The sequence below is a fragment of the Propionivibrio soli genome (assembly GCF_025770765.1).
Classification (GTDB): domain Bacteria; phylum Pseudomonadota; class Gammaproteobacteria; order Burkholderiales; family Rhodocyclaceae; genus Propionivibrio; species Propionivibrio soli.
Genome location: NZ_JANZKY010000015.1, coordinates 1 through 21614 on the forward strand (window position 1 = coordinate 1; position 21614 = coordinate 21614).

The following is a 21614-nucleotide window of genomic DNA, read 5'->3' on the forward strand; positions in this document are numbered from 1 at the left end:
GCGTGGTGCAGCGCGTGGCCCAGGAAGAAGACTTCGAAAACTTCCTGCTCATGCACGCCATGGGTGCCAACGCCGCCGGCCAAGTCGCCAGCGTCGTCGCCGGCGGCGTCGTCCTCGCCCTCATGGGTGCCGGCGGGTAGGCGAGGGGTGATATAGCGATTAACGGGATGGCACGGCCAACCCGTGCGGTGCGGCGGCTTTCCTTTTCTGCGAAGGATGGCCGCCGCACGGTCGCTTATGGGATTTGCGGGGGGTACTTGCGGTGGTGGAGGTACGCGGAATGCATTGCGCCGCCTTTTGTTGCTATCGTTGACGTTCGCCATGACGATGAGGCGGCCTTGACCGCATGAGATCCAGCGCCGAAACGAGGTACCTACCCGCGCAGATGCCGCCGCAGCGGTGGTCGAACTGGTATCTGACCGCCCTCAAGTCGGCGGTCGGTCTGCTCCTGGTGCTGCTCATCGTTCTGTTCTGGCTGCTACGGCAGAACGAAGCCGAAGAACAGCGCTCGACACTGATTGCCGACGTGCTTTGGCTCGAACAGAGCATCAGCTTCCATCTCGAAGGAAACGCGGAACAGCTGCGCCAACTGGCAACCAATCTGGCCAACGAGCACGACGGACGATCGGTGTTCGAACTGAATGGCAAATACCTCCTCAATAACAGCCCGGATATTCAGCAGCTGATATGGGTCGACGCTGCGCAGCAAGTCGTCGCATCCTTGCCGACGCAAACGTTGCCGCGTCTCGGTGTCGATGGGCTGGGCAACGAGGTTCAAGCGCGTTCGATCGCCATGGCCAGCAAGCTTGGGAAGACGGTTTATACCGAGGCTTACAGCGCCGCTGACGTAACACAAGTCGAGGTCTATTCCCCGATCTTTGCCAACGGACGGTATCGCGGATCGTTGATAGGCGTCTATTCGCTGAATACGCTGCTCAAGACGATGGTCCCTTGGTGGTTCGCCGAGAAATACCAGGTAACGATCCAGGATGCCAGCGGCAATACCCTGGCAAGCAAGTCGAAAATCAGCGCGGCCATGACCAAGATCAGCTACTCGGTGCCGTTCGATCCGCCGGGGTTCGGTCTGGTGTTCCAGGTGTCGGCGTACCGCAATTCGACCAACATGGCGCAGACGATGATCGCGGCGTTGATCATCCTTCTTGCCGCGGCCGTTCTGTTGAGCCTGCTGGCCTTGCGCGGGCACATCCGCCGTCGGCTCGCCGCGGAGTACGCACTGCGCTCGGAACACGCCTTCCGCAACGCCATGGAGAATTCGCTGACAGTCGGCATGCGCGCCCGCAACCTGGAAGGCAGGATCATCTACGCCAACCCGGCGTTTTGCCAGATGACGGGCTACAGCATCGAGGAACTGATGAACGCCCGGCCACCCATGCCTTACTGGCCGACGGAGGAGATCGACCGAGCACAAGCCTTCCACGACCATGCGATCGACTGGCAAATGCCGCGTGAGGGCGTGGAATTCCGCTTCGTGCGCAAGGACGGAACGCCGTTCGACGCCCTGGTTTACGAGGCTCCGCTGATCGACGCCGACGGCAAGCATACCGGCTGGATGGCTTCGATCGTCGACGTCACGGCACGGAAGAAGGTCGAGGATCTCTGGCGCTCACAGCAGGAGCGGCTGCAGTTCACCTCGCGCCTGATCACGATGGGTGAACTCGCTTCGTCGCTCGCCCACGAGCTGAACCAGCCCTTGGCGGCCATTGCGAACTACAACGCCAGCTGCCGGAACAAGCTGGAAACGGGCCGATTCACCGTCGAGGACCTCAAGGGCATCGTCGCCAAGCTTGCTGTGCAGGTGCAACGCGCCGGACGCATTGTTGGTCGCGTGCACGACTTCGTGCGCAAGAGCGAACCGAAGCTCGCGCCTTGCGACCTGGCGCTGATCGTTGACGACAGCATCGGGTTCATCGAGGCAACGGCAAAACTCGCACGCATCCGCATCACGCATGAATTTCCTGAGCATTGCCCGCCGCTGATGGCCGATCGCGCCATGCTTGAACAGGTGATGCTGAATCTGATGCGCAACGGGCTGGAAGCCATGCGCAATGCGCCTTCGGAACGCCGCCGGCTGCATGTCGCGTTGAGTGAAGTCGAAGGCCAGATGCTGATTCGGGTCATCGACTTTGGCGAAGGCATTCCTCCCGAGGTCCAGTCGAAGCTCTTCACCCCGTTCTTCACGACGAAAGCTGAGGGGATGGGCATGGGGCTCAACATCTGCCGCTCGATTGTCGAGTTTCACCAAGGGCGGCTTTGGGTCGAGGACAACCCGGAAGGCGGTACCATTGCATGTGTCACGCTACCGATAGCCACACCATGACGCCACAGACTTACATCGTCGATGACGACGAAGCCGTACGCGATTCGCTCGCCTGTCTGCTCGAATCGCGCGGTATCGAAAGCCAGACTTATCCGTCGGCCGAAGCCTTTCTCGAAGCCTGGAATCCATCGCTCGCCGGTTGCATCGTGCTCGATATCCGCATGGAAGAGATGAGCGGTATCGAGCTCTTCGACCGTTTGCTGGAACTGGGTTGCCGCCTGCCCGTGATTTTTCTCACCGGGCACGGCGACGTGCCGATGGCTGTTTCCACCTTGAAGAACGGAGCCTTCCACTTCATCGAGAAACCCTGCAATGACACGGAACTCGTCGAGCGTATCGAAGAAGCCCTGCGGGTGGACGCGGCACGGCGCGATGCCGAAGAAAGCGCCGTTTCAATCGAGGTCCGTCTGAAGCGTTTGTCGCCACGCGAGCGCCAGGTGATGGAGCTCGTGCTGGCCGGCAAGATCAACAAGCAAATCGCCGATGAACTGAATATCAGCGTGCGTACCGTCGAAGTCCGGCGTGCGAGCGTCTTCGAAAAAATGGGCGTAAAGACGGCCATCGAGCTTGGGCAATTGATCGCGCGTTCCGACGGCCAGCGGCGGTCGTGATTTACCGACTGGAAACAACACCGGTTCGGTCTGACCGTTCTCAATGATCGAATGAAGCGTCCCGTGACAGGAACCGTCGACGTCGCAACCATTTTCGCGCTTTACCCGGCGCTGGCCGATCTGCCTGCAAGTTTGAGTGAGCAGATTTTTCCGGCGCAGGGTCCGTATCGTCTGCCGGCGGGCGCCGAACTGTTCGTCGAACGTCAGCCTTGTCATGGCTTCCCGCTGCTCATCGAAGGTCGCGTCAAGGTCGTCAAGCAAGCGGCGAGCGGACGCGAGCTCCTGCTGTACCGTCTCGGGCCCGGCGCTTCGTGCCTCATCACATCGAGCTGCCTGCTCGGCCATTCTCCCTACAATGCACGCGGCATTGCCGAAACCGATGTCGTCATGGCGGCGCTTCCCGAGCCCGCGTTCTGGCAGTTGATGGAGGAACACGCGCCGTTTCGCGATTTTGTGTTTCATCTTTTTGCCGACCGTATCAGTGAACTGATGCAACTCGTCGAGGAGGTGGCCTTTGCGCACCTCGACGAGCGCTTGGCGAAACTGCTCATCGCCCGGGACGACGACGTCCTGCGCGTTTCTCATCAACTGTTGGCCGACGAACTGGGCAGCGTGCGCGAAATTGTCAGCCGACTGCTCAAGGGGTTCGAGGCACAGGGCTTGGTTTTACTGGGACGAGAACAGGTGACGATCGTCGATCGCGAAGGCCTGCAAAAACTCACCGCTGTGTGACCCAGGTTACAGACAGCCGGCGTCGCGAAAAATACACTGGGTTCCGTCATCAACCCGGTGGAGTGCGAATCATGAAAACAAATGTCGGCGGCATCGATAAGGGGCTGAGAATCGTGGCAGGTCTGGCGCTCATCGTGTGGGCGCTTGCGGGTGGCCCGGTATGGGCATGGGTTGGCTTGGTTCCTCTGGCGACCGGCCTGTTCGGACTGTGTCCGCTTTACTCGCTGATCGGGATCAGTTCGTGTCCGCTGAAGAGGGAATGAGTCGAAGTTTCGGCGAAGCGAAGGCATCCATGGTGGATACTCATCCGCGTGTTTCACCGAGTGTTCCTACCTCGCCGCGCTGACGTCCTCGCCGAAGAGTCGTTCGAGCTCTTCGGCGCCTTGCTTCGATGCTGCCATGAGCTTGGCTTCATCCTCGTGAATCTTGTGCTGCTCGGCAAGCAGTTTCTCGTCATGCTCTCGGAACACTTGCACGGCCTTGCGCGCTTCAGCGGCAGGGTAGCCGAGCGCGATCAGGACATCCCGAGCCAGCTCGAGGCTTGACAGGAAGGTCTCGCGGATCAGCTTGTCGACGCCGACGTCCATCAATTGATAGGCATGAACGCGATTGCGGGCCCGCGCGTAGATCTTGAGGTGCGGGTAGTGCTTGCGCACCATCGCGGCGGTTCTGACCGACGCTTCAACGTCGTCGATGGCGAGCACGAAGACTTCAGCTAGATCGGCACGTGCCGCGCGCAGCATGTCGAGCCGCGACGCGTCGCCAAAGTAAATCTTGTTGCCGAACTTGCGCACGAAATCCACCTGCTCGAAACTCGCCTCGAGTGCCGTGAAGGGGATTTTCTTCATGCGCAGCGTGCGGGCGATCATCTGCCCGAAGCGGCCGAAGCCGGCGATGATCACCCGGTGCTCGTCGACGTCCACAGTATCGAAGGCACGCTCTTCCGCGCTGCCCTGGCCAATCCCAAGCCATTTCTCGTTCAACGTCGCCAGGAGGGGCGTGACCACCATCGAAAGAGAAACAACAACCACCAAGGTGTCGCTGGTCGACTTGTCGAGAAGGCCTGCACCCGCGGCAACCCCGAAGAGGACGAAGGCGAACTCGCCGCCCTGCGAGACGAACAGCGCGAAATTGACCGCCGACCCATGGCTGTGCTCATTGAAGCGGGCCAGCGCGTACAGTATGAGCGCCTTGATTACGACCAAACCGATCGTCAGCGTGACGATGACAAGCGGCTGTTTCGTGACCAGACTGAGGTCGACCGACATGCCGACGGCCATGAAAAATAGTCCAAGCAGCAACCCTTTGAAGGGGTCGATGTCGGCTTCGAGCTCATGCCGGTACTCCGAATCCGCAAGCAGGACGCCGGCCAGAAAGGCCCCCAGCGCCATCGACAGACCCGCCAGTTGCATGAACAGCGCCGTGCCGACGACAACGAGCAGCGCCGCCGCGACAAAGACCTCATGACTCTTTGCCGAGGCGGCAATGCGCAAATAGGGACGCAGCAGCCAGCGCCCGATGACGATCACCAGAACGACGATGACAACGGCCTTTAGCGCGCCGAGCCAATGCCAGCCTTGGCCGGCGCTACCGCCGAGAAGGGGCAGGACGGCCAGGAGCGGAATCGCGGCCAGATCCTGAAAGAGCAGGACGGCGAACGAGGCGCGGCCGTGCTGGCTGGTGAGCTGCTTTTTCTCGGCGAGCATCTGCAGAGCGAGGGCCGTCGATGACAAGGACAACGACAAACCGACCACCAGCGCGACGGGGGCCGAGAGGCCAAACGCCATGGCCGCACCGCCGAGCGCGAGGCCGGTCACCAGGAGCTGCGCTCCACCGAGGCCGAATACTGGGCGACGCAAGGCCCACAACCGTGAAGGTTGAAGTTCGAGGCCGATGACGAATAGCAGCAGCACGACGCCGAGCTCGGCGACGTGCAGAATCTTTTCGACGTCGCGGATGAGCCCCGACGTCCAGGGTCCGATCAGGATGCCGGCCGTGAGGTAACCGATCACTGCGCCGAGGCCCAACCGCTTGAAAAGAGGAACGGCGATGACCGCGGCCACCAGAAAGACAACGGTTTCTTGCATCCAGGACTGGTTCATTACGCCTCGCTCTCGGCTGACTTTGGATTTGTCACCGTGTAGCCGACCTTGAAGACGTCATCAGGTTCCCGGACGCGTTTCCGACCGTTCCGGGTTTCATGCCGAGGCATGCGAACGATGATTTGTCGCCCGGTTTTTGAGCATGGGTCGTGAGCCCTTGGGGGGGCTCAGTTTCAGGCGGGTTTTCCCGTGGGTTTTCCACAGATTCTGTGGAAAACCGGTCTCCTCGGTTTCGGCCTTATTGGGAGCGATGTTCAGACAGGGCGTGGTTGAGGTCCCATGGCCAGGAAAGTATCTTTGAATCGTAGCCTTACGGACTCGTCGTGACCGAGCGACTGGTCTATTGCGCCCGGCTCACACGCCAAATAATATTGCCTACGTCATCGGCGACGAGCAGCGCACCTTGGCGGTCAAGCGCGACGCCCACTGGACGTCCGTAGGCTTCTCCGTCTTCGCTAAGGAAACCGGTGAGAACGTCGAGCGGTTCGCCGGACGGTTTGCACTTGGCAAACGGAACGAAGATCACCTTGTAGCCGCTGTGCGGCCGCCGGTTCCACGACCCGTGTTGACCGATGAACATGCCTTCGGCAAAAACGTCAGGCAATGTCGTGCCGGCCGAGGAGGCGAGCCCCAGCGACGCCGTGTGCGGCCCGAGCGCATAATCCGGCACAATCGCTCTGTTCGCAAGGTCCGGTCGCGGCGGTTTCATGCGTTCATCGAGGTGTGCGCCGAAGTAACTATAGGGCCAGCCGTAGAATCCGCCTTCCCGTACGGACGTCAGATAATCGGGCACCAGATCGCTTCCAAGTTCGTCGCGCTCGTTCACCACGGTCCACAGATCGTCGCAGTCGGGCTTCCAGGCTAGGCCGTTGGGATTACGCAACCCGGTCGCCAACAACCGGTGTGCGCCGCTGTGCAGATCGACCTCCCAGATCGCCGCCCGTTCGGCTTCCGCCTCGATGCCCCGTTCTCCGACGTTGCTGTTCGAACCGACCGTCACGTAGAGCTTACTTCCATCCCGACTGGCGATGATGTTCTTGGTCCAGTGATGATTGATCGGGCCGGCGGGCAGGTCGGTGACCTTCGTCCCATGCGTCGTGATGCGCAAAGCGCCCGACGTGTAAGGAAAACGAACGATGGCGTCGGAATTGGCGACGTAGAAATCGTTACCCACCAGCACCATGCCGAAAGGCGAATTCAGTCCTTCCAGAAAGACGGAACGGATGTCCGCCACGCCGTCGCCATCGCTGTCGCGCAACAAGGTGATGCGGTTGGCACTCGGAACGCCAGCGCCCGCGCGCTTCATCATCAGCCCCATCACCCAGCCTTTGATGCCCTTGTTGTCCTCGGGCTTGGGTGGCGCATTGGTTTCGGCAACCAGCACGTCGCCGTTCGGAAGCACGTAAATCCAGCGCGGATGATCCAGCCCGGACGCAAATGCGACGACCTGCGTGCCAGAGGCGGCGTGCGGTTTCATGCCGCCCGGCCAACCCTGAGCGGGGGCGATGCTCACGGTGGGGACGAGCGTCCTGTTCGGCTCCGGCAGCGCCGGCGTCGGTCCGGTGCCGGCTGCAACGGGTAAGGTCGCCATCTCGCCGCAGGCCGTGAGGGCGAGTGTCGCTAGAGTTGAAAGGAGGCAAAGCCACACAAACAACCACGTACGTCGTGCCGTCATCGTCAGCCTCTGCGCCTCAATGAGGCGGGAAGTCCGGTTTCCAGCACGCGGGCACTGTCACCGACTACGTTTCGCCTCGTTTTCCCCTCGTCACTGGCCCAACCTAGATAAGGAGTTGTGCCCGTCCGCAGCTTGGCAAGCCGGATGCCCACCAGCAGGAAAGGAAATCGAGAAGGGCTCCAAAAGGGCGCCAGCATTCGTCTACATGACAGCCAAGGTGCTCGCTTTCCGCACCCGGGTTTGTCAATGCTGTTCGGGCCCTCGCACAATCGAATAACCGTCGTCGCTTTGACGCATGAAGAGTTCCGTGCACACTCCACGCAGCCATTGGTTTCCAGGATCTCGGTGATAGCGTGAATGCCAGTATTGCTTGACTGTGAATCCCGGGATCGGAACGGGGCAAGCGAAAACTCGTAAATCCCCCCGGGCGGCCAATGTTTCGCCAATATGCCGAGGCAGAGTGGCTAGCAGATCGGTCGTTGCGACAATGGCAGAGAGTCCGAGAAAGCCGGGCAGTTCGAGCACGACCCTATGCTCCAGGTGAAGCCGGTCAAGGCTGGCGTCGAGCAATTGATGACCCGTGCCCGAAACGATCGTAATGTGTCCTTCCCGTTGATAGTCCTCTTGCGTAAGGCTTTCGCCGAGACGGGGATGCCGAGCGTTCGCCAGGCAAACCCAATCCTGGTTGTAGAGGCTTTGCTGATAGAAACCGGCGTCCAGCCCCGGAATCAGCCCGAGGGCAAGGTCGGCTTCTCCGGATTCGAGCCGCTGCCCTGTTCTGTCGTCGATACGTTCCGCACCAAGGCGTACTCCGGGGGCCACGCTCCTGACGTGGATAAGGAGTTGCGGAAGCAGGGTGACGTGGCTCGCGTCTGTCATGCAGATGCGGAAGCGACGCTGGCTCGTCGCCGCATCAAACCTGGTTTGCCGCTGAGCCAAGCCACGCAGCAGCTCCAGGGTCTGTCGTACTGTCCCGATAAGGGCATCTGCTTCAGGGGTGGGAAGCATCCCGGACGGTGCGCGCACGAAGAGCGGGTCGCCCACGTGTTTGCGCAGCTTGCCCAGCCAGATGCTCACCGTCGGTTGCGCTAAGCCGAGGCGCTCGGCTGCGCGCGTGACGCTACGCGTGTCGTAGATCAACTCGAAGAGTTGGAGAAGGTTGGCGTCGAGCAAAGGGTCGGCAATCTCTTCTTTTTTCATAATTGCACTACGCAATCGGAGAGATTTCGATTATTGCATAGACCTCATATGCCTTGCTGACTAGAGTCTTTTCACGTTCCAATCGATTGCTTGGAATACCGCTCCGTTCGTAAAGGAAATCGCGGAAGGGCGAGGTCTGTCGTCCTGCACACGGTTCGGAACGCTGGCAACAAACTGTATTGCGTATTGCAGGCGCGCGGCGCCTGGTTTCAAGGACCTGCCGGTGCTTCTCTCCGCATCGGCAGGCCGAGTTTCATCGGTGAGAAGGAAGCTCGCGCAATAAACCGGCTGTTTCGAAAAGCAACAGCCTTTCAAATCGCAACAAGAAGGTTGGCGTAGATCAACTCGGTGCGCTCCGCCGTAACGGGGCGAAATCTCTTCAAGGAGGCAAACGTGAAAGCACCAAAATGCATTGCCTGCGCTGCCATAGCGCTACTCGGTACGGTGATGGTTTCGGGAGTGCAAGCCCAAATCAACGACCACACATTCCGTCTCGCCTGCGCCGGGGCGCCAGGACATCCTGGGGTCATGGGAGCGGAGAAGTGGGCCGAACTGATCAAAGAAAAAAGTGGCGGCAAATTAACGCTCAAGGTTTTCCCTGCAGGCGTTCTTGGTGGCGATGTGCAAGTACTATCCGCCGTTCAAGGCGGGACGATTGATTTCACGGTGATGAACTCGGGAATTCTCCAATCGCAGATCAAAGAGTTCGCCATCTTCGATTTTCCATTCATGTTCGAGAACGGGAAGGAAGCGGACCCCATTCTCGACGGTGCCTTCGGCAAGAAACTGGCTGGTCTTACACCGGCAAAGGGGCTGTATAACCTCGCCTACTTTGAGCTCGGCTTCCGCAACATGACGAACAGCAAGCGAGCCATCAGCAAGCTCGAGGATCTGGCCGGCCTGAAGATGCGTGTGATCCAATCCCCGCTCTATATCGATACGTTCAATGCCTTGGGCGCAAATGCCGTCCCGATGCCGATCACCGAGGTTTACACCGCGATGGAGCAAAAAATCATCGATGGCCACGAGAACCCGTTTTCGGTTGTTGAAACGAGCAAATTCTATGAAGTCCAAAAATTCCTGACCATCAGCAATCACATCTACAACCCGCAGTCTGTGCTTGCGAGCAAGAAGAAATGGGATGCGCTGAGCAAAGACGAACAGGCGCTCCTGACCTCGACGTTGGTTGAAGCCACCACCTGGCAACGTCAGAACGCGCGCAACTTGGCGGATCAATCACTGAACAATCTGAAAAAGACGATGACGGTGACTGTCCTGCCGCCGGAAGAGATCGCCAAAATACGCACGAGAATCCAGCCGGTGATCGACAAGTTTGCGGCGAACGTAGGACCCGAACTCGTCAGAGAGCTTCAGTCTGAGCTGGAAAAGAATCGCAAAAAGTAAATCCGCCTCGCATTCCCTGAGCCAGGAAAGTCCGCGACATTTGCCGCGGACTTTTTTTTGCTGCCCTCTTGGCCATTTAAAAACGCAATCTCGATGATTACATCCATTGCCTATACCGCAATGCGTTGGCCGCATAGAGTCCCTGTGTCGCCAAACAAATGAAACGAAAAACAGGCTCTCAATATGAAGATATGCATGCTTGGTGCCGGCGCGCTCGGTTGTTCGATCGGCGGCCTGTTGGCTCGTGGTGGTTCTGACGTTATCTTGGTCGATCGCTTTCAGGCTCACGTCGACGCGATTAACGCCAACGGCCTGAAAATGAGCTTCGGCGACAGCGAGGAAACGGTCCGTGTCGCGGCTTTTAACTCGTGCGATGGCTTGGCTCCGGTCGACCTCATCATCGTGCTGGTGAAATCGGCGGCAACGCGCGCCGCGATCGAATCAGCGCGCCCTTTGCTGGCGAGCCACACGATGGTGATGTCTATCCAGAACGGCCTCGGGCATGAGGACATCCTGGCGGAAGTTGCCGGACGCGAGAAGGTCTTGGCCGCCAAGACCTATGTCGGTGGCGTCTTTCTGGCGCCCGGGCATATTGCCTCCGGTTACCTGGGAAAGCAGACCTACATCGGCGAACTCGACGGCCGTCTGACGCCGCGGCTCCAGACCGTGGTCGACGAGTTCAACAAGGCCGGCCTCCTGGCGACGGCGAGCACGAACATCTACGGGACGATGTGGGACAAGCTGTTGGTGAACGTCGCCACCGGGGCGCTTTGTGCGATTACACGGCTTCCCTATGGCTGGCTGTACAAGGTCAAGGAAATCGAGGAGGCGGCGCTTGCTGCCGTTGCTGAGGGCATTGCCGTAGCACGGGCCAACCACATCCGATTGGTTTCGGAAGAACCCCGGTATTTCTGGGATCTGGCCGCCGAAGGTCTGCCGGCCGAGTTCAAGACGTCGATGCTGCAAAGCCTTGAAAAAGGCGAAGTCACTGAAGTCGATTTCATCAACGGATCGGTCGTGCGCTGGGGCGATCGCTCCGACATTGCTACGCCGGTCAACAAAACGCTCGTTGCGCTCGTCAAGGGCATCGAGAACTTCCAGTCCAGTTTCGGAAAGCGGTAAGGAGTGGGCATGGCCTACAGCAAGAGAGCCTACGTCGAGCACGTCGCGATCAAGGTCAAGGACATCGGCTGGCACATTCGATTCTTTCGCGAGGTGTTGGGCATGACGGTGCGCGAAGCGATGGGGCCAGATGGAGCTCCGGAGAAAGCCTGGACGATCGGGGGCCTGCAGTTCAATGCCGATCCAAGTTTCAGCGGGCCTGAAGGTCGCATGGCCCACCTCGGCATCATGGTCGAGGATCTCGAAGCTGCGCTTGCCGAGGCGCGTAGTTGGGGGGTTAAAGAACTGCCCATGGGGCGCAATTGGCTCGCTCTGCCGGACGGCCTCGAACTTGAGTTGATGCAAGCGCACGGCAATGCCGTGGCTGAGGCGCTGGCTGTCGAACCGCGCGCATGAAGAAAGACTAAACGGGTGCAGAGGAAACGAGCATGGTCAGGAAAGAACTGTATTTCGATGAGATCAAGGTAGGCGACAAGGGCATCAGTCCGTCTTACACGTTTACCGAGGAGCGCATCAATGCGTATGCCGAGCTGACTGGCGATTTCACGCCAGTGCATGTCGACGAGGAATACGCCAAGAAAACCCCCTTCGGCACGCGGGTTGCGCACGGGCTGTTCGGTCTGTCGGTCGCCGACGGGCTAAAGACGCAAAGCGCCTATTGCTTTCAGCCGGGCATGTCGCTGGGCTGGGAATGGAGCTTCGTCTTGCCGATCAAGATCGGCGATACCTGTCACATCGAGTTTCAGGTGGCCAGCGTGCGCGAATCAAAGAGCCGACCCGGATGGGGGATCGTCGTTGTTCCCGTCGAATTGATCAACCAGCGCGGCGAGGTTGTCCAGAAGGGCGAACACCGCGTCATGGTCCCATGCAAGCCCAAAGATTAATAATGAAAGATCGAACATGACCACCCAGTCACTTCCCCTAGCCGGCATCCGCGTCGTCGACTACAGCCACTTCCTTGCCGGCCCGTTCGTCTCGCGTTGCCTCGCGGCGCTTGGCGCCGAGGTCATCAAGGTCGAACGGCCGACCGAAGGCGATGCCGGCCGCACGCATGCCTACTTGATCAACGGCCAGAGCGGATACTACTTGCAGCAGAACATGGGCAAGGAGGGCCTGTGCGTCAACATCAAAGACCCGCGTGGGCTCGAACTGGTGAAGAAACTCGTCGATTCGGCCGATGTGTTCGTCGAGAACTATCGGCCCGGCGCGCTCAAGAAACTCGGGCTTGGTTACCAGGAACTCTCCAAGACGAATCCCGGCCTTGTCTATTGCTCGGTATCGGCCTACGGCCACACCGGACCTGATGCGCCACGCCCAGGTTTCGGTTTGATCGCTGAAGCCAAGAGCGGCATCATGGCCATGGTCGGCTCACCCGGCGAAGCGCCACCTTTGCTGCGTATCGCCCTTGGCGATATGTACACCGGTGCGAATGCGGTTGGGGCGATTTGCGCAGCGCTCCTTGGCCGCGTCAAGTCGGGCCGCGGGCAGCATATCGACTTGGCGTTGTATGACTGCTTGGTGTCGATGCACGAATACGCGATTCAGTGCTACACGCTTTCGGGCGGCAAGGACATCCCGAAGCAGGCCGGACACGATTTGCCCAACTCGACGCTCTACGGGGTGTTTACGGCGAAAGACGGTTATGTCGTGATCGCGGCCCAAGTCGACGACGCATGGAAACGCCTTGCCCGCCTGATCGGCGGTGAGGCTCTGGCCGCCGATACGCGTTTCCACTCGCAGTCCGGGCGCAACGCTCATCGCACCGAAATCCTCGGGATTGTTCGCGCTTGGGTGCAAGAACTTGCGGTATCGGACTGCTTGTCTCTTCTCGATGGGATCGACGTGCCCTGCGCCAAAGTGCAAAACATCGACGAGGTGCTGGCGGATCCTCAAATTCAGGCGCGCGGCATGATCGTGGAGCAGGAGCATCCGGTCCTTGGAAAGATCCGGTTGGGTAACCTGCCGTTTCATTTCTCCGAATGCGACACGACTGTCCGGACACCTGCGCCGTTGCTTGGTCAGCACAACCGCCAGGTTGCTGCCAAGTTGGGTTACTCGCCCGAGGAGATCGAGGCGATGGTCAAGGCGGGCGTGTTGTACTCGGAAGCCGCGGTTACCGAAGCCGTCGCGGGCTGAGAAAGCCATGACTGACAAGTATGCGGTAATTGGCAATCCGATCGGACACACCAAGTCGCCCCTGATCCATGCGACCTTCGCCCGGCAGACCGGGCAGGACATCGATTACCTCGCCATCGAGGGAGAAATCGGCCACTTTGCCGAGAATGTCGAGACCTTCAGGCGAGACGGAGGGCGGGGCATGAACGTCACCGCGCCGTTCAAGCTTGAGGCCTTCGATTACGCGACGGATCTCTCCGAACAGGCGCGTCTCGCCGGAGCAGCCAACGCCCTCAAATTCGAAGGCGGCCGGATTTTTGCTCAGAATTTCGACGGCGTCGGGCTCACTCGCGACATCGTAAGCAACCTTGCCTTCACGATGCGCGGCCGGCGCGTTCTGCTCCTGGGAGCCGGCGGTGCGGCGCGCGGCGCCATGCTGCCTTTCCTCAACGAGAGACCGGCGAAACTGGTGCTGGTCAATCGAACGGTAAGCAAAGCTCAGGCGTTGTTCGAACAGTTCAAGCCGTATGCCGAAGGAGACTTCTCGTGGTGTTCGTACTCGGAACTCGCAGAGGCGGCGGAGCCGTTTGACCTCGTGGTCAACGCCACGTCGGCCAGTCTGCGCGGTGAATTGCCGCCCGTGCCTGTTGGTGTGTTTGCGTCAGGCGGCGTCGCCTACGAACTCGCCTATGGTAAAGGCCTGACACCTTTCCTCAAGCGTGCGCAGGATGCCGGAGCCGCGCAGCTCGCGGACGGAGTCGGTATGCTCGTTGAACAGGCCGCGGAGTCTTTCGAATGGTGGCGTGGTGTCCGGCCCGAGACGGCGACGATGATCCGAACCTTGACCGTTCCGCTTCGATGAAGAGACGAGTCGCGGACATGGCGAATGACAGTATTTCTAACTACCTGTGGAGAAAACAATCATGAAGGTCCTCATGTTGCATGGCATCAACCACAACATGTTCGGCAAGCGTGACCCCAAGCAATACGGCACGATTACGCTCGCGCAAATCGACGAGAAGCTCGTCGCGCTCGGCAAGGAATTAGGTACCGAGGTTGAGAGCTTTCAGACCAATCACGAAGGCGAGATGGTCGAGCGTATTCACAAGGGATATTTTGACGGTGTCGATGCGGTGCTGATCAACGCCGGAGCCTGGACACACTACAGCTATGGCATTCGGGACGCACTGGCGATTCTGACCTGCCCCGTGATCGAAGTGCATATGTCGAACATCCACGCGCGCGAGGCGTTTCGGCACCACTCGTGCTTCGCGGAAATCGTCAGAGGGCAGATCTGCGGTATCGGCGTCGATGCCTATCTGATGGCACTGCGTGCGGCCGTGTCCGCGACGCAGTCGTAACGAAAGAGTCGGCGATACATCTGAGATGCCGCTTGCGGAGGGCACGGCATGGCATGGTCTTTGCCGCTTGGCGATTCGGCCCGGGAGAAATGACGGGTCGCATTCCTCGCTGCTTGGCAAGCCAAGTGCCCATTACCGCAAGACAGGAGATCGACGATGACCGAAAAGACCGCTACCGTTCATTGGGAAGGCCAAGGCAAGAAAGGCCAGGGGACAATCAGCACCGAAACCGGGGCGTTGAAACAATACCCCTACGGTTTTGCCAGCCGCTTTGAGGACGATCGACGCGGCACCAATCCTGAGGAAATTCTCGGCGCCGCTCACGCAGCATGTTTCACGATGGCCTTTTCGTTTGCATGCGATAAGGCGGGCTGGGCGACGACGTCGGTCGATACGACCGCCAAGGTACGTTTATCGAAGCAGGGCGAAGGCTTCGTCATCGACCGCATTGCCTTGACGATGGAGGCGAGCATTCCGGGGATCGACGAAGCGGCCTTCCAGGAGCTTGCCGCCGCCGCGAAGCGCGACTGCCCGCTTTCGAAAGCGCTGGCGAGCGTCAGTGAGATCACCTTGCAGGCGACCTTGAAGTAGCTGGCGAGAGTAGCCAGAATGCGCGGGCTCAACGGACCGCTGAGCGGAACCGGGCGCCCGCGACGGTGCGCTTCCTCGCGGAAGCCATCAGTCGAAGCAGGCAATCGCCGCCGTTCGCCCTCAGTCGTGTTTGTCTCAGTTCTTACGTCAGTGATACCCGTTCAACAAGGAAATCGAGCAACACGCGAATGCGCGCAGGCATGAGGTCGCGCCCAAGAAAGATCGCGTGGAACTCCTCGCGATCGTCCGGGTTGAAATCTTCCATCACCGCCACGAGCCGGCCCGCGCGCAGGTCGTCATGGATAGTGAAGGCCGCCAGCCGGGCAAGACCGACGCCGCACAAGGCCAACTGCCGTAACGATTCGCCGTCGCTGGCGGTGATTCGACCCTGCACTGGGACGGTAACAGCTTTCCCGTCCGTCACGAGAGGCCAATCGTTTTGCGCACGCGCGTAGCCGAAACCCAGGCGGGGGTGCCGTTCCAATTCCTTCATCGTGTGGGGCGTCCCGGCGCGCGTCAAATAGTCGGGCGAGCCGACGATAAGCTTACGCGTCGAACCGAGCTTGCGCGCCACGAGACGGGAACTCTTCAAGGGGCCCGCGCGGACCGCCACGTCCGCCCGAGCCTCGAGTAGATCGACGACGGCGTCGGTGTACGTGAGGTCGAGCGTGATGCCCGGATAACGCTCGAGAAACTCGGGAAGCAACGGCGAGAGAACGTGGACGCCGAACGAGGCACTGGTGTTGATGCGAATCTGCCCCGTCGGTTGCTCACCCAAGGAAGCGCTTCGTTCCGCCTCATCGATATCGGCCAGAATCCGCGCGGCGCGCGCGTAGAAATCGCACCCCTCCGAGGTGAGCTTGAGCCCGCGCGATGACCGATTGAACAAGCGCACGTTGAGCCGCATTTCCAGCCGGGAAACGAGTTTGCTGACGGCCGACGGCGTCATGCCGCGCAGGCGAGCTGCCGCCGAGAAGCCGCCTTGCTCCACCGCCTGGACGAAGACCGACATTTCTTCGGAACGATTTACTCCGGATCGGGCCATGCGCATCTCCTGGCAAAGGCTGGTGGGCTGTACGAACGGTTGCAAAGGCTGAAGACCTTCATGAATCTAATTCACAGATGGCTTTCCGAAAAGCCGTCTATGTCACTGCGACTTTCGATCGCATCATTGGTTTCGTCAGCGCGCGTGACGCAAGGCGCCTGCGCGGTTTGGCACCTCGTATCTACTCGCGAGGGCGTTCCTTGGCGGCATGGTTCTCCCTCCTCTTGCTAACCGCGGCCAAGTCAGCGCCGTGAATGTGCCGCGCTCACAATCAACCAAAGGAGAATTTCAATGGAATACAGACGTTTGGGCGCATCGGGGTTGAAGGTCCCGGTACTGAGTTTTGGTGCCGGTACGTTTGGCGGCTCGGGGCCGCTATTTGGCGCATGGGGTCATACCGACGAAGAGGAAGCGCGCCGGTTGGTCGACATTTGCCTTGAAGCTGGCGTCAGCCTTTTCGACACAGCCGACGTCTATTCGGCGGGAGCGTCCGAAGAGGTACTTGGTGCGGCCATCAAAGGTCGGCGCGACCGGGTGCTGATTTCGACCAAGACCACGCTGCCAATGGGTGAGGGCGCCAACGACGCAGGTTCATCGCGCTCCCGGCTTGTCCGCGCGGTCGAGGACGCTCTGCGCCGCCTGAACACCGACTATATCGACCTGCTGCAATTACATGCCTTCGATGCGGGGACGCCGATCGAGGAAGTGCTGTCCACGTTGGATAGGCTGGTTCGGGCAGGGAAGCTGCGCTATGTCGGCGTGTCGAATTTCTCCGGCTGGCAACTCATGAAATCGTTGGCCATCGCCGACCGTCATGGCTGGCCGCGCTATGTGGCGCACCAGGTGTACTACTCCTTGGTGGGACGCGATTACGAGTGGGACCTCATGCCGCTGGCCAAAGACCAAGGCGTCGGCGCGCTCGTTTGGAGCCCTCTGGGTTGGGGGCGCCTGACCGGCAAGATTCGACGTGGCCAGCCGCTCCCTGAAGGGAGCCGCCTGCATGCGACGGCCGATTTCGGCCCGCCCATCGACGATGCACGCATGTACGCCGTCATCGACGTGCTGGACGAGATTGCGAGGGAAATCGACAAGACGGTGCCGCAGGTCGCGATCAACTGGCTGCTCCAACGACCCACGGTGTCGAGCGTGATCATCGGCGCTCGCAACGAGTCCCAACTCCGCCAAAACCTCGGCTCCGTGGGATGGCAATTGGGCGCCGAACATATGGCGCGACTCGATGCGGCCAGTCAAGTCACGCCACCTTATCCGCATTTCCCGTATTACCGGCAGGAGGGATTCACACGCCTCAATCCGCCGTGCGTGTGAGTGGGGCCCGGTCGGTCTTGGGAAAAAGCGGCACTTGCGGGGCGATTTGGCATCGCTTCAGGCATCCGCCCTGCGATTTTTCGAAGTGTCCCATTTCGTGACACTCTTTTCGGGCGCAACATAGTTGCAGGATTCGAGCATTGGTCTATCAATACAATACGATGCCAGAAATAGAGGCGACGAATACGTGCCTACATGGGGAGGGTGCCGCTAGCGCCCAATAAGAAAGACAAGCTGTTCCATCTCGGGAGCGGGAAGATGGCTACACCAAGCAAGCCTGATCGCGCCAGTCTGCGGCGCGCGCGCGACCTGATGCTGCAGCGCGGGGAAGTTCCGCTCGGTTATCTCGTCAGTGCGCTGCTGGCCCGCTCATGGCGACGCAGTGTCGAAGCGGGGCTCGCTCCCGACGGGCGCCTGCCGGATTCATGCCGGCTGACGGCGACCGAACTGGCACGCGCTACAGAACGTCAGCGCGACCTGATCGCGCATGCTCAGCCGGTCATGGAGTACCTGCATGCGCAGACGCGTGACTCAGGCAGCATGGTGATCCTGGCGGACGACAAGGGGGTTTTGCTCCAGGCGTTGGGTGATGCCGATTTCCTGACGCGTGCCGAGCGCGTCGCGCTGATGCCGGGTGCTTCATGGAACGAACGCCATCGGGGAACGAATGCGATCGGGACCGCTCTGGCCGAAGCGCGGCCGCTCGTCGTTCACGGAGGCGAACACTTTCTCGAACGCAACGGTTTCCTTTCATGCGCCGCCGTTCCGCTCTCCGCGCCTGATGGGCGCTTGCTCGGCATCCTGGATATTTCCGGCGACGAACGACAGCATCATCCGCACACCTTCGGGCTGGTGCGCGCCGCTGCGCAGATGGTGGAAAACCGCTTATTCGATGCCCACCATGCCCGCAGCCTGCGCGTTCGCTTCCATCCGATGGCCGAAGGAATCGGCACGTTCGCCGAGGGGATCGCCGCGTTTTCCGACGATGGCTGGCTGGTCGGCGCCAACCAGGCGGCGCTCGGGATGCTCGGGCTGCAGCCCGCCGATCTCAAGATAACGATGTTCGAACGCCTCTTCAGGCTCCGTCTCACCGACCTCCTCGACTGGAACCGTCGCCGCCCCGGCGAACCGATGCTCGTCGCGCGTTCGGATGGCTCACGTTTTTTCGTGCGCGTCGAGCCGGCCCTGATGACGCGTCCTTCCGGCGTTTCGGTCGCTCTACCGACGCCGCCGGCCGCCCGTCCGAAAACCGCGCTTTCCGCGCTGGATACCGGCGACGATCGCATTTCGACAGCGATCGAGAAGGCGCACAAGCTGATCGGCAAGCCGATTTCTCTGCTCCTGCAAGGCGAACCCGGCGTCGGCAAGGAGAGCTTCGCCCGCGCGTTTCACGCCTCCGGACCGCGCCAGGACGGGCCATTCATTTCGGTCAATCTGGCGGCACTCCAGGACAGCCTGATCGAGGCCGAGCTTTTCGGCTTCGCGCCCACTCTGTGTAGGGAGGGGGCTCTGGGGCGAATACGCGAAGCGCATAACGGAACGCTCTTCCTCGACGAGATCGAGTGCCTGCCAAAAGCTCTGCAGGCTCGGCTGCTGAAAGTGATTCAGGAGAGGCGCATCACGCCGCTGGGTGGCGAGTCCGAACCCGTCGATATCGTCTTGATCTCAGCCACGAACGCGAATCTGAAAGCAGAAATCGAAGCCGGGCGGTTCGACGCCGATCTCTACTATCGCATCAACGGGCTGACGCTCCAGTTGATTCCATTGAGACAACGAAAGGACTTCCCGTCGATCGTGGCGCGCATCCTGGAAGACCTGGCGCCGGATGGTGGAGTGAGCCTTGAGCCCGCCGTTGCCACGGCATTTGCCGAATACCCGTGGCCGGGCAACCTGCGCCAACTGAGCAACGCCCTGCGTGCTGCGTGCGCCTTGCTCGAAGAAGGGCAGACACGTATCGGTTGGGAGCATCTGCCGGACGATCTGGCTGAAGAGTTGCGCTGGCCCGTCCCGCAGGTACAAGCCCCAGCGGGCGAGACCACTGAGAATCTGCGCGAATTGTCCCAGGCGACGATCGCTCGCGCCGTCGCTTTGAGTCACGGCAACATGTCGGAGGCGGCACGAAGGTTGGGTATCAGTCGCAATACGCTGTACCGCCGCATGAATGCCAAGAGCTAGGGTCGCGGATCCCTGATCGGGCACACCGCCGCATCGACGTTCGCTCCCCGCCAGTACCCACTGCGGAAATCGCGATGTGTCATTTCGTGACACGGAGGTGCGTATAGGCCTTGGAGAACTCGTGCGCCGTTCGGGTGTGCGGTAAAACAGACACTGGAAGGCGAAACCACCGAAGCCACGCGATCAGCGAACGCCTATCCAGGAATCCAGGCGTATGGAGCCAACTCAGGGATATGGAGATGAACGATCAGCAACTCATGCGGTACAGCCGGCACATCCTGCTGAATGAGATTGGCATCGAAGGGCAGGCGAAACTGCTCAGCAGCCGCGCGTTGATCGTTGGAGTCGGAGGCTTGGGATCGCCGGCCGCACTCTACCTTGCCTCCAGCGGGGTGGGGAGGATCACCTTGTGCGATCCGGATGTCGTCGATTTCAGCAACCTGCAACGCCAGATCATCCATCGCACGCGTGCGGTCGGCCGGCTGAAGGTCGAGTCCGCCAAGGAAACGCTGGAAGACGTCAATCCCGAAATCAAGTACGTCACCTTGGCAGAACGTGTTGACGACGAGCGTTTGCTCGAACTCGTCGCGGATGCCGACGTCGTGCTCGACTGCAGCGACAATTTCGCCACGCGCTATGCGGTCAATCGGGCATGTGTCGCCAAACGCACACCCCTGGTGTCGGGCGCGGCGATCATGATGCACGGGCAGTTGTCGGTTTTCGATTTTCGCCGTCCGGATGCGCCTTGCTACAACTGTCTGTTTTCCGAAGAAAGCGAAGCACCGGAGCTGCGGTGCGCGACCACCGGCGTGTTCGCCCCCTTGGTCGGCATCATCGGCGCCATGCAGGCGGCCGAAGCCATCAAGCTCCTGGCCGGCATCGAGCGCGGCTTGAGCAACCGGCTGTTTTTCGTCAATGCGCTGGACATGAACGTGATGATCAGCGACGTGAGCAAGGACGCGTCGTGCAAGGTATGCGGAGCGCATCCAAGCCTTGTCGACAGGGCGAGATCGCCGGCGGAGTCCTGTTCGGTCAAATCTTCGTCGTGCCTAGTGGTAGGAAAGGAATAGGTATTACTCCGTGGACGACTTGACGCATTTTTCCGACACCGGGCGAGCCCGGATGGTGGATGTTTCGGAGAAAACGAGCACTCAGCGCACGGCGATAGCCAGCGGCGTGTTGCGCATGCGGCCGGCCACGCTCGAACGCATCCGGGCGGGACGGGTCGCCAAAGGCGATGTGTTGACCGTGGCGGACGTCGCGGCCGTCATGGCGGCCAAGCGTACGCCGGAGATGATTCCGATGTGCCACTCGCTTTCGTTGTCCGGGGTGGATGTGGCGTTCAGCGAAGTGACGGAGCCGGATGCTGGCGGGTGCGTCGGAATCAAGGCTGCAGTTACCGCGACGTGCGTCGGCCAGACGGGCGTCGAGATGGAGGCGTTGTGCGGGGCGAACGTGGCTCTGCTGACGATCTACGACATGTGCAAGGCGATCGATCGCGGCATGCGGATCGAATGTGTGCAACTCGAAGAAAAACGTGGCGGCAAGAGCGGCCACTGGAGACGTGGAGACTTGAAATGATCAACGTGTTGTTTTTCGGCCCGGTCGCCGACCGTGTGGGTGCAGCCGTGCTGCAATTGGAGCATCGCCAAGGATGGAGCGTGAAGGACCTGCGCGGGGAACTGGCCCAACGGTATCCGGAAGCCTTCGATATCGCGTGTTTTACTGCCGTCGATGGCGCGCACGTGCGCGACCTTGGGCGCACGCTTGACGACGGCAGCGAAGTCGCCTTCATGGCAAAGTTCTCGGGAGGCTAG

At 60.4% G+C, this 21614-nt stretch carries 22 protein-coding genes; 18 read left to right on the top strand and 4 right to left on the bottom strand.

Features of this window, described 5'->3' with window-relative positions; genetic code table 11:
* Positions 1 to 14 precede the first annotated feature (14 nt).
* The 5 genes from NZ453_RS22235 to NZ453_RS17005 all read left to right on the top strand — a co-directional run bounded on the left by NZ453_RS22235 (position 15) and on the right by NZ453_RS17005 (position 3944).
* On the top strand, positions 15 to 140 hold the full coding sequence (locus tag NZ453_RS22235; protein ID WP_420851683.1) for a sodium ion-translocating decarboxylase subunit beta: 126 nt from the start codon (positions 15 to 17) through the stop codon (positions 138 to 140).
* Positions 141 to 346: 206 nt separating this feature from the next.
* Positions 347 to 2338 carry a sensor histidine kinase gene (locus NZ453_RS16990; RefSeq protein WP_263771946.1) on the top strand — a complete coding sequence of 664 codons (1992 nt, stop codon included), beginning with the start codon at positions 347 to 349 and terminating at the stop codon, positions 2336 to 2338.
* Positions 2335 to 2949, top strand: coding sequence for a response regulator transcription factor (locus NZ453_RS16995; protein ID WP_263771947.1), 615 nt, complete (start codon positions 2335 to 2337; stop codon positions 2947 to 2949). Before NZ453_RS16990 ends, NZ453_RS16995 begins: the two co-directional genes overlap by 4 nt.
* A 51-nt stretch (positions 2950 to 3000) precedes the next feature.
* The gene (locus NZ453_RS17000) at positions 3001 to 3681 is read left to right on the top strand and encodes a Crp/Fnr family transcriptional regulator (protein ID WP_420851681.1); all 681 of its coding nucleotides are present in this window, start codon (positions 3001 to 3003) and stop codon (positions 3679 to 3681) included.
* Between the two features lie 71 nt (positions 3682 to 3752).
* Entirely contained in the window at positions 3753 to 3944 is a 192-nt protein-coding gene (locus NZ453_RS17005; RefSeq protein WP_263771951.1) for a YgaP family membrane protein, read from the top strand.
* Positions 3945 to 4010: 66 nt separating this feature from the next.
* Here the strand turns inward: NZ453_RS17005 and NZ453_RS17010 are convergent, their stop codons facing one another.
* The 3 genes from NZ453_RS17010 to NZ453_RS17020 form a co-directional block, all read right to left on the bottom strand.
* The gene (locus NZ453_RS17010; protein WP_263771953.1) at positions 4011 to 5783 is read right to left on the bottom strand and encodes a monovalent cation:proton antiporter-2 (CPA2) family protein; all 1773 of its coding nucleotides are present in this window, start codon (positions 5781 to 5783) and stop codon (positions 4011 to 4013) included.
* 340 nt (positions 5784 to 6123) lie between these two features.
* Complete coding sequence (locus NZ453_RS17015) at positions 6124 to 7458, bottom strand: PQQ-dependent sugar dehydrogenase (RefSeq protein WP_263771954.1); 1335 nt, start codon at positions 7456 to 7458, stop codon at positions 6124 to 6126.
* 243 nt (positions 7459 to 7701) lie between these two features.
* Complete coding sequence (locus NZ453_RS17020; protein WP_263771955.1) at positions 7702 to 8658, bottom strand: LysR family transcriptional regulator; 957 nt, start codon at positions 8656 to 8658, stop codon at positions 7702 to 7704.
* A 393-nt stretch (positions 8659 to 9051) separates the two neighbouring features.
* Between NZ453_RS17020 and NZ453_RS17025 the strand changes: the two genes are divergently transcribed.
* The 8 genes from NZ453_RS17025 to NZ453_RS17060 all read left to right on the top strand — a co-directional run bounded on the left by NZ453_RS17025 (position 9052) and on the right by NZ453_RS17060 (position 15251).
* Entirely contained in the window at positions 9052 to 10062 is a 1011-nt protein-coding gene (locus NZ453_RS17025; RefSeq protein WP_263771957.1) for a TRAP transporter substrate-binding protein, read from the top strand.
* Between the two features lie 195 nt (positions 10063 to 10257).
* The gene (locus tag NZ453_RS17030; RefSeq protein ID WP_263771958.1) at positions 10258 to 11184 is read left to right on the top strand and encodes a ketopantoate reductase family protein; all 927 of its coding nucleotides are present in this window, start codon (positions 10258 to 10260) and stop codon (positions 11182 to 11184) included.
* A gap of 9 nt (positions 11185 to 11193) precedes the next feature.
* Positions 11194 to 11580 (top strand): VOC family protein, encoded by a 387-nt coding sequence (locus NZ453_RS17035; RefSeq protein WP_263771959.1) that lies wholly within the window; start codon positions 11194 to 11196, stop codon positions 11578 to 11580.
* A gap of 32 nt (positions 11581 to 11612) precedes the next feature.
* A complete protein-coding gene (locus NZ453_RS17040) occupies positions 11613 to 12068 on the top strand; it encodes a MaoC family dehydratase (RefSeq protein WP_263771960.1) in 456 nt (151 codons plus the stop codon).
* A gap of 16 nt (positions 12069 to 12084) precedes the next feature.
* A complete protein-coding gene (locus NZ453_RS17045; RefSeq protein ID WP_263771961.1) occupies positions 12085 to 13320 on the top strand; it encodes a CaiB/BaiF CoA transferase family protein in 1236 nt (411 codons plus the stop codon).
* Positions 13321 to 13327: 7 nt separating this feature from the next.
* Complete coding sequence (gene aroE / locus NZ453_RS17050) at positions 13328 to 14161, top strand: shikimate dehydrogenase (RefSeq protein ID WP_263771962.1); 834 nt, start codon at positions 13328 to 13330, stop codon at positions 14159 to 14161.
* A gap of 61 nt (positions 14162 to 14222) precedes the next feature.
* The gene (gene aroQ, locus NZ453_RS17055) at positions 14223 to 14660 is read left to right on the top strand and encodes a type II 3-dehydroquinate dehydratase (RefSeq protein ID WP_263771963.1); all 438 of its coding nucleotides are present in this window, start codon (positions 14223 to 14225) and stop codon (positions 14658 to 14660) included.
* A gap of 156 nt (positions 14661 to 14816) precedes the next feature.
* Positions 14817 to 15251 carry an OsmC family protein gene (locus NZ453_RS17060; RefSeq protein WP_263771964.1) on the top strand — a complete coding sequence of 145 codons (435 nt, stop codon included), beginning with the start codon at positions 14817 to 14819 and terminating at the stop codon, positions 15249 to 15251.
* Positions 15252 to 15393: 142 nt separating this feature from the next.
* Here NZ453_RS17060 and NZ453_RS17065 read toward each other — a convergent pair whose 3' ends face one another.
* On the bottom strand, positions 15394 to 16296 hold the full coding sequence (locus NZ453_RS17065; protein ID WP_263771966.1) for a LysR family transcriptional regulator: 903 nt from the start codon (positions 16294 to 16296) through the stop codon (positions 15394 to 15396).
* Between the two features lie 291 nt (positions 16297 to 16587).
* On the opposite strand from NZ453_RS17065, the gene NZ453_RS17070 reads away from it, so the two are divergent.
* The 5 genes from NZ453_RS17070 to NZ453_RS17090 all read left to right on the top strand — a co-directional run bounded on the left by NZ453_RS17070 (position 16588) and on the right by NZ453_RS17090 (position 21614).
* Positions 16588 to 17622: an aldo/keto reductase gene (locus tag NZ453_RS17070; protein WP_263771967.1), complete on the top strand. Its 1035-nt coding sequence runs from the start codon at positions 16588 to 16590 to the stop codon at positions 17620 to 17622.
* A 258-nt stretch (positions 17623 to 17880) separates the two neighbouring features.
* Positions 17881 to 19797, top strand: coding sequence for a sigma-54-dependent Fis family transcriptional regulator (locus NZ453_RS17075; RefSeq protein WP_263771968.1), 1917 nt, complete (start codon positions 17881 to 17883; stop codon positions 19795 to 19797).
* Between the two features lie 239 nt (positions 19798 to 20036).
* Positions 20037 to 20867 (top strand): HesA/MoeB/ThiF family protein, encoded by an 831-nt coding sequence (locus NZ453_RS17080; protein WP_263771969.1) that lies wholly within the window; start codon positions 20037 to 20039, stop codon positions 20865 to 20867.
* A 10-nt stretch (positions 20868 to 20877) separates the two neighbouring features.
* Positions 20878 to 21378 carry a cyclic pyranopterin monophosphate synthase MoaC gene (gene moaC, locus NZ453_RS17085; protein ID WP_263771970.1) on the top strand — a complete coding sequence of 167 codons (501 nt, stop codon included), beginning with the start codon at positions 20878 to 20880 and terminating at the stop codon, positions 21376 to 21378.
* The gene (locus NZ453_RS17090) at positions 21375 to 21614 is read left to right on the top strand and encodes a MoaD/ThiS family protein (RefSeq protein WP_263771972.1); all 240 of its coding nucleotides are present in this window, start codon (positions 21375 to 21377) and stop codon (positions 21612 to 21614) included. The genes moaC and NZ453_RS17090 overlap by 4 nt, the downstream gene beginning before the upstream one ends.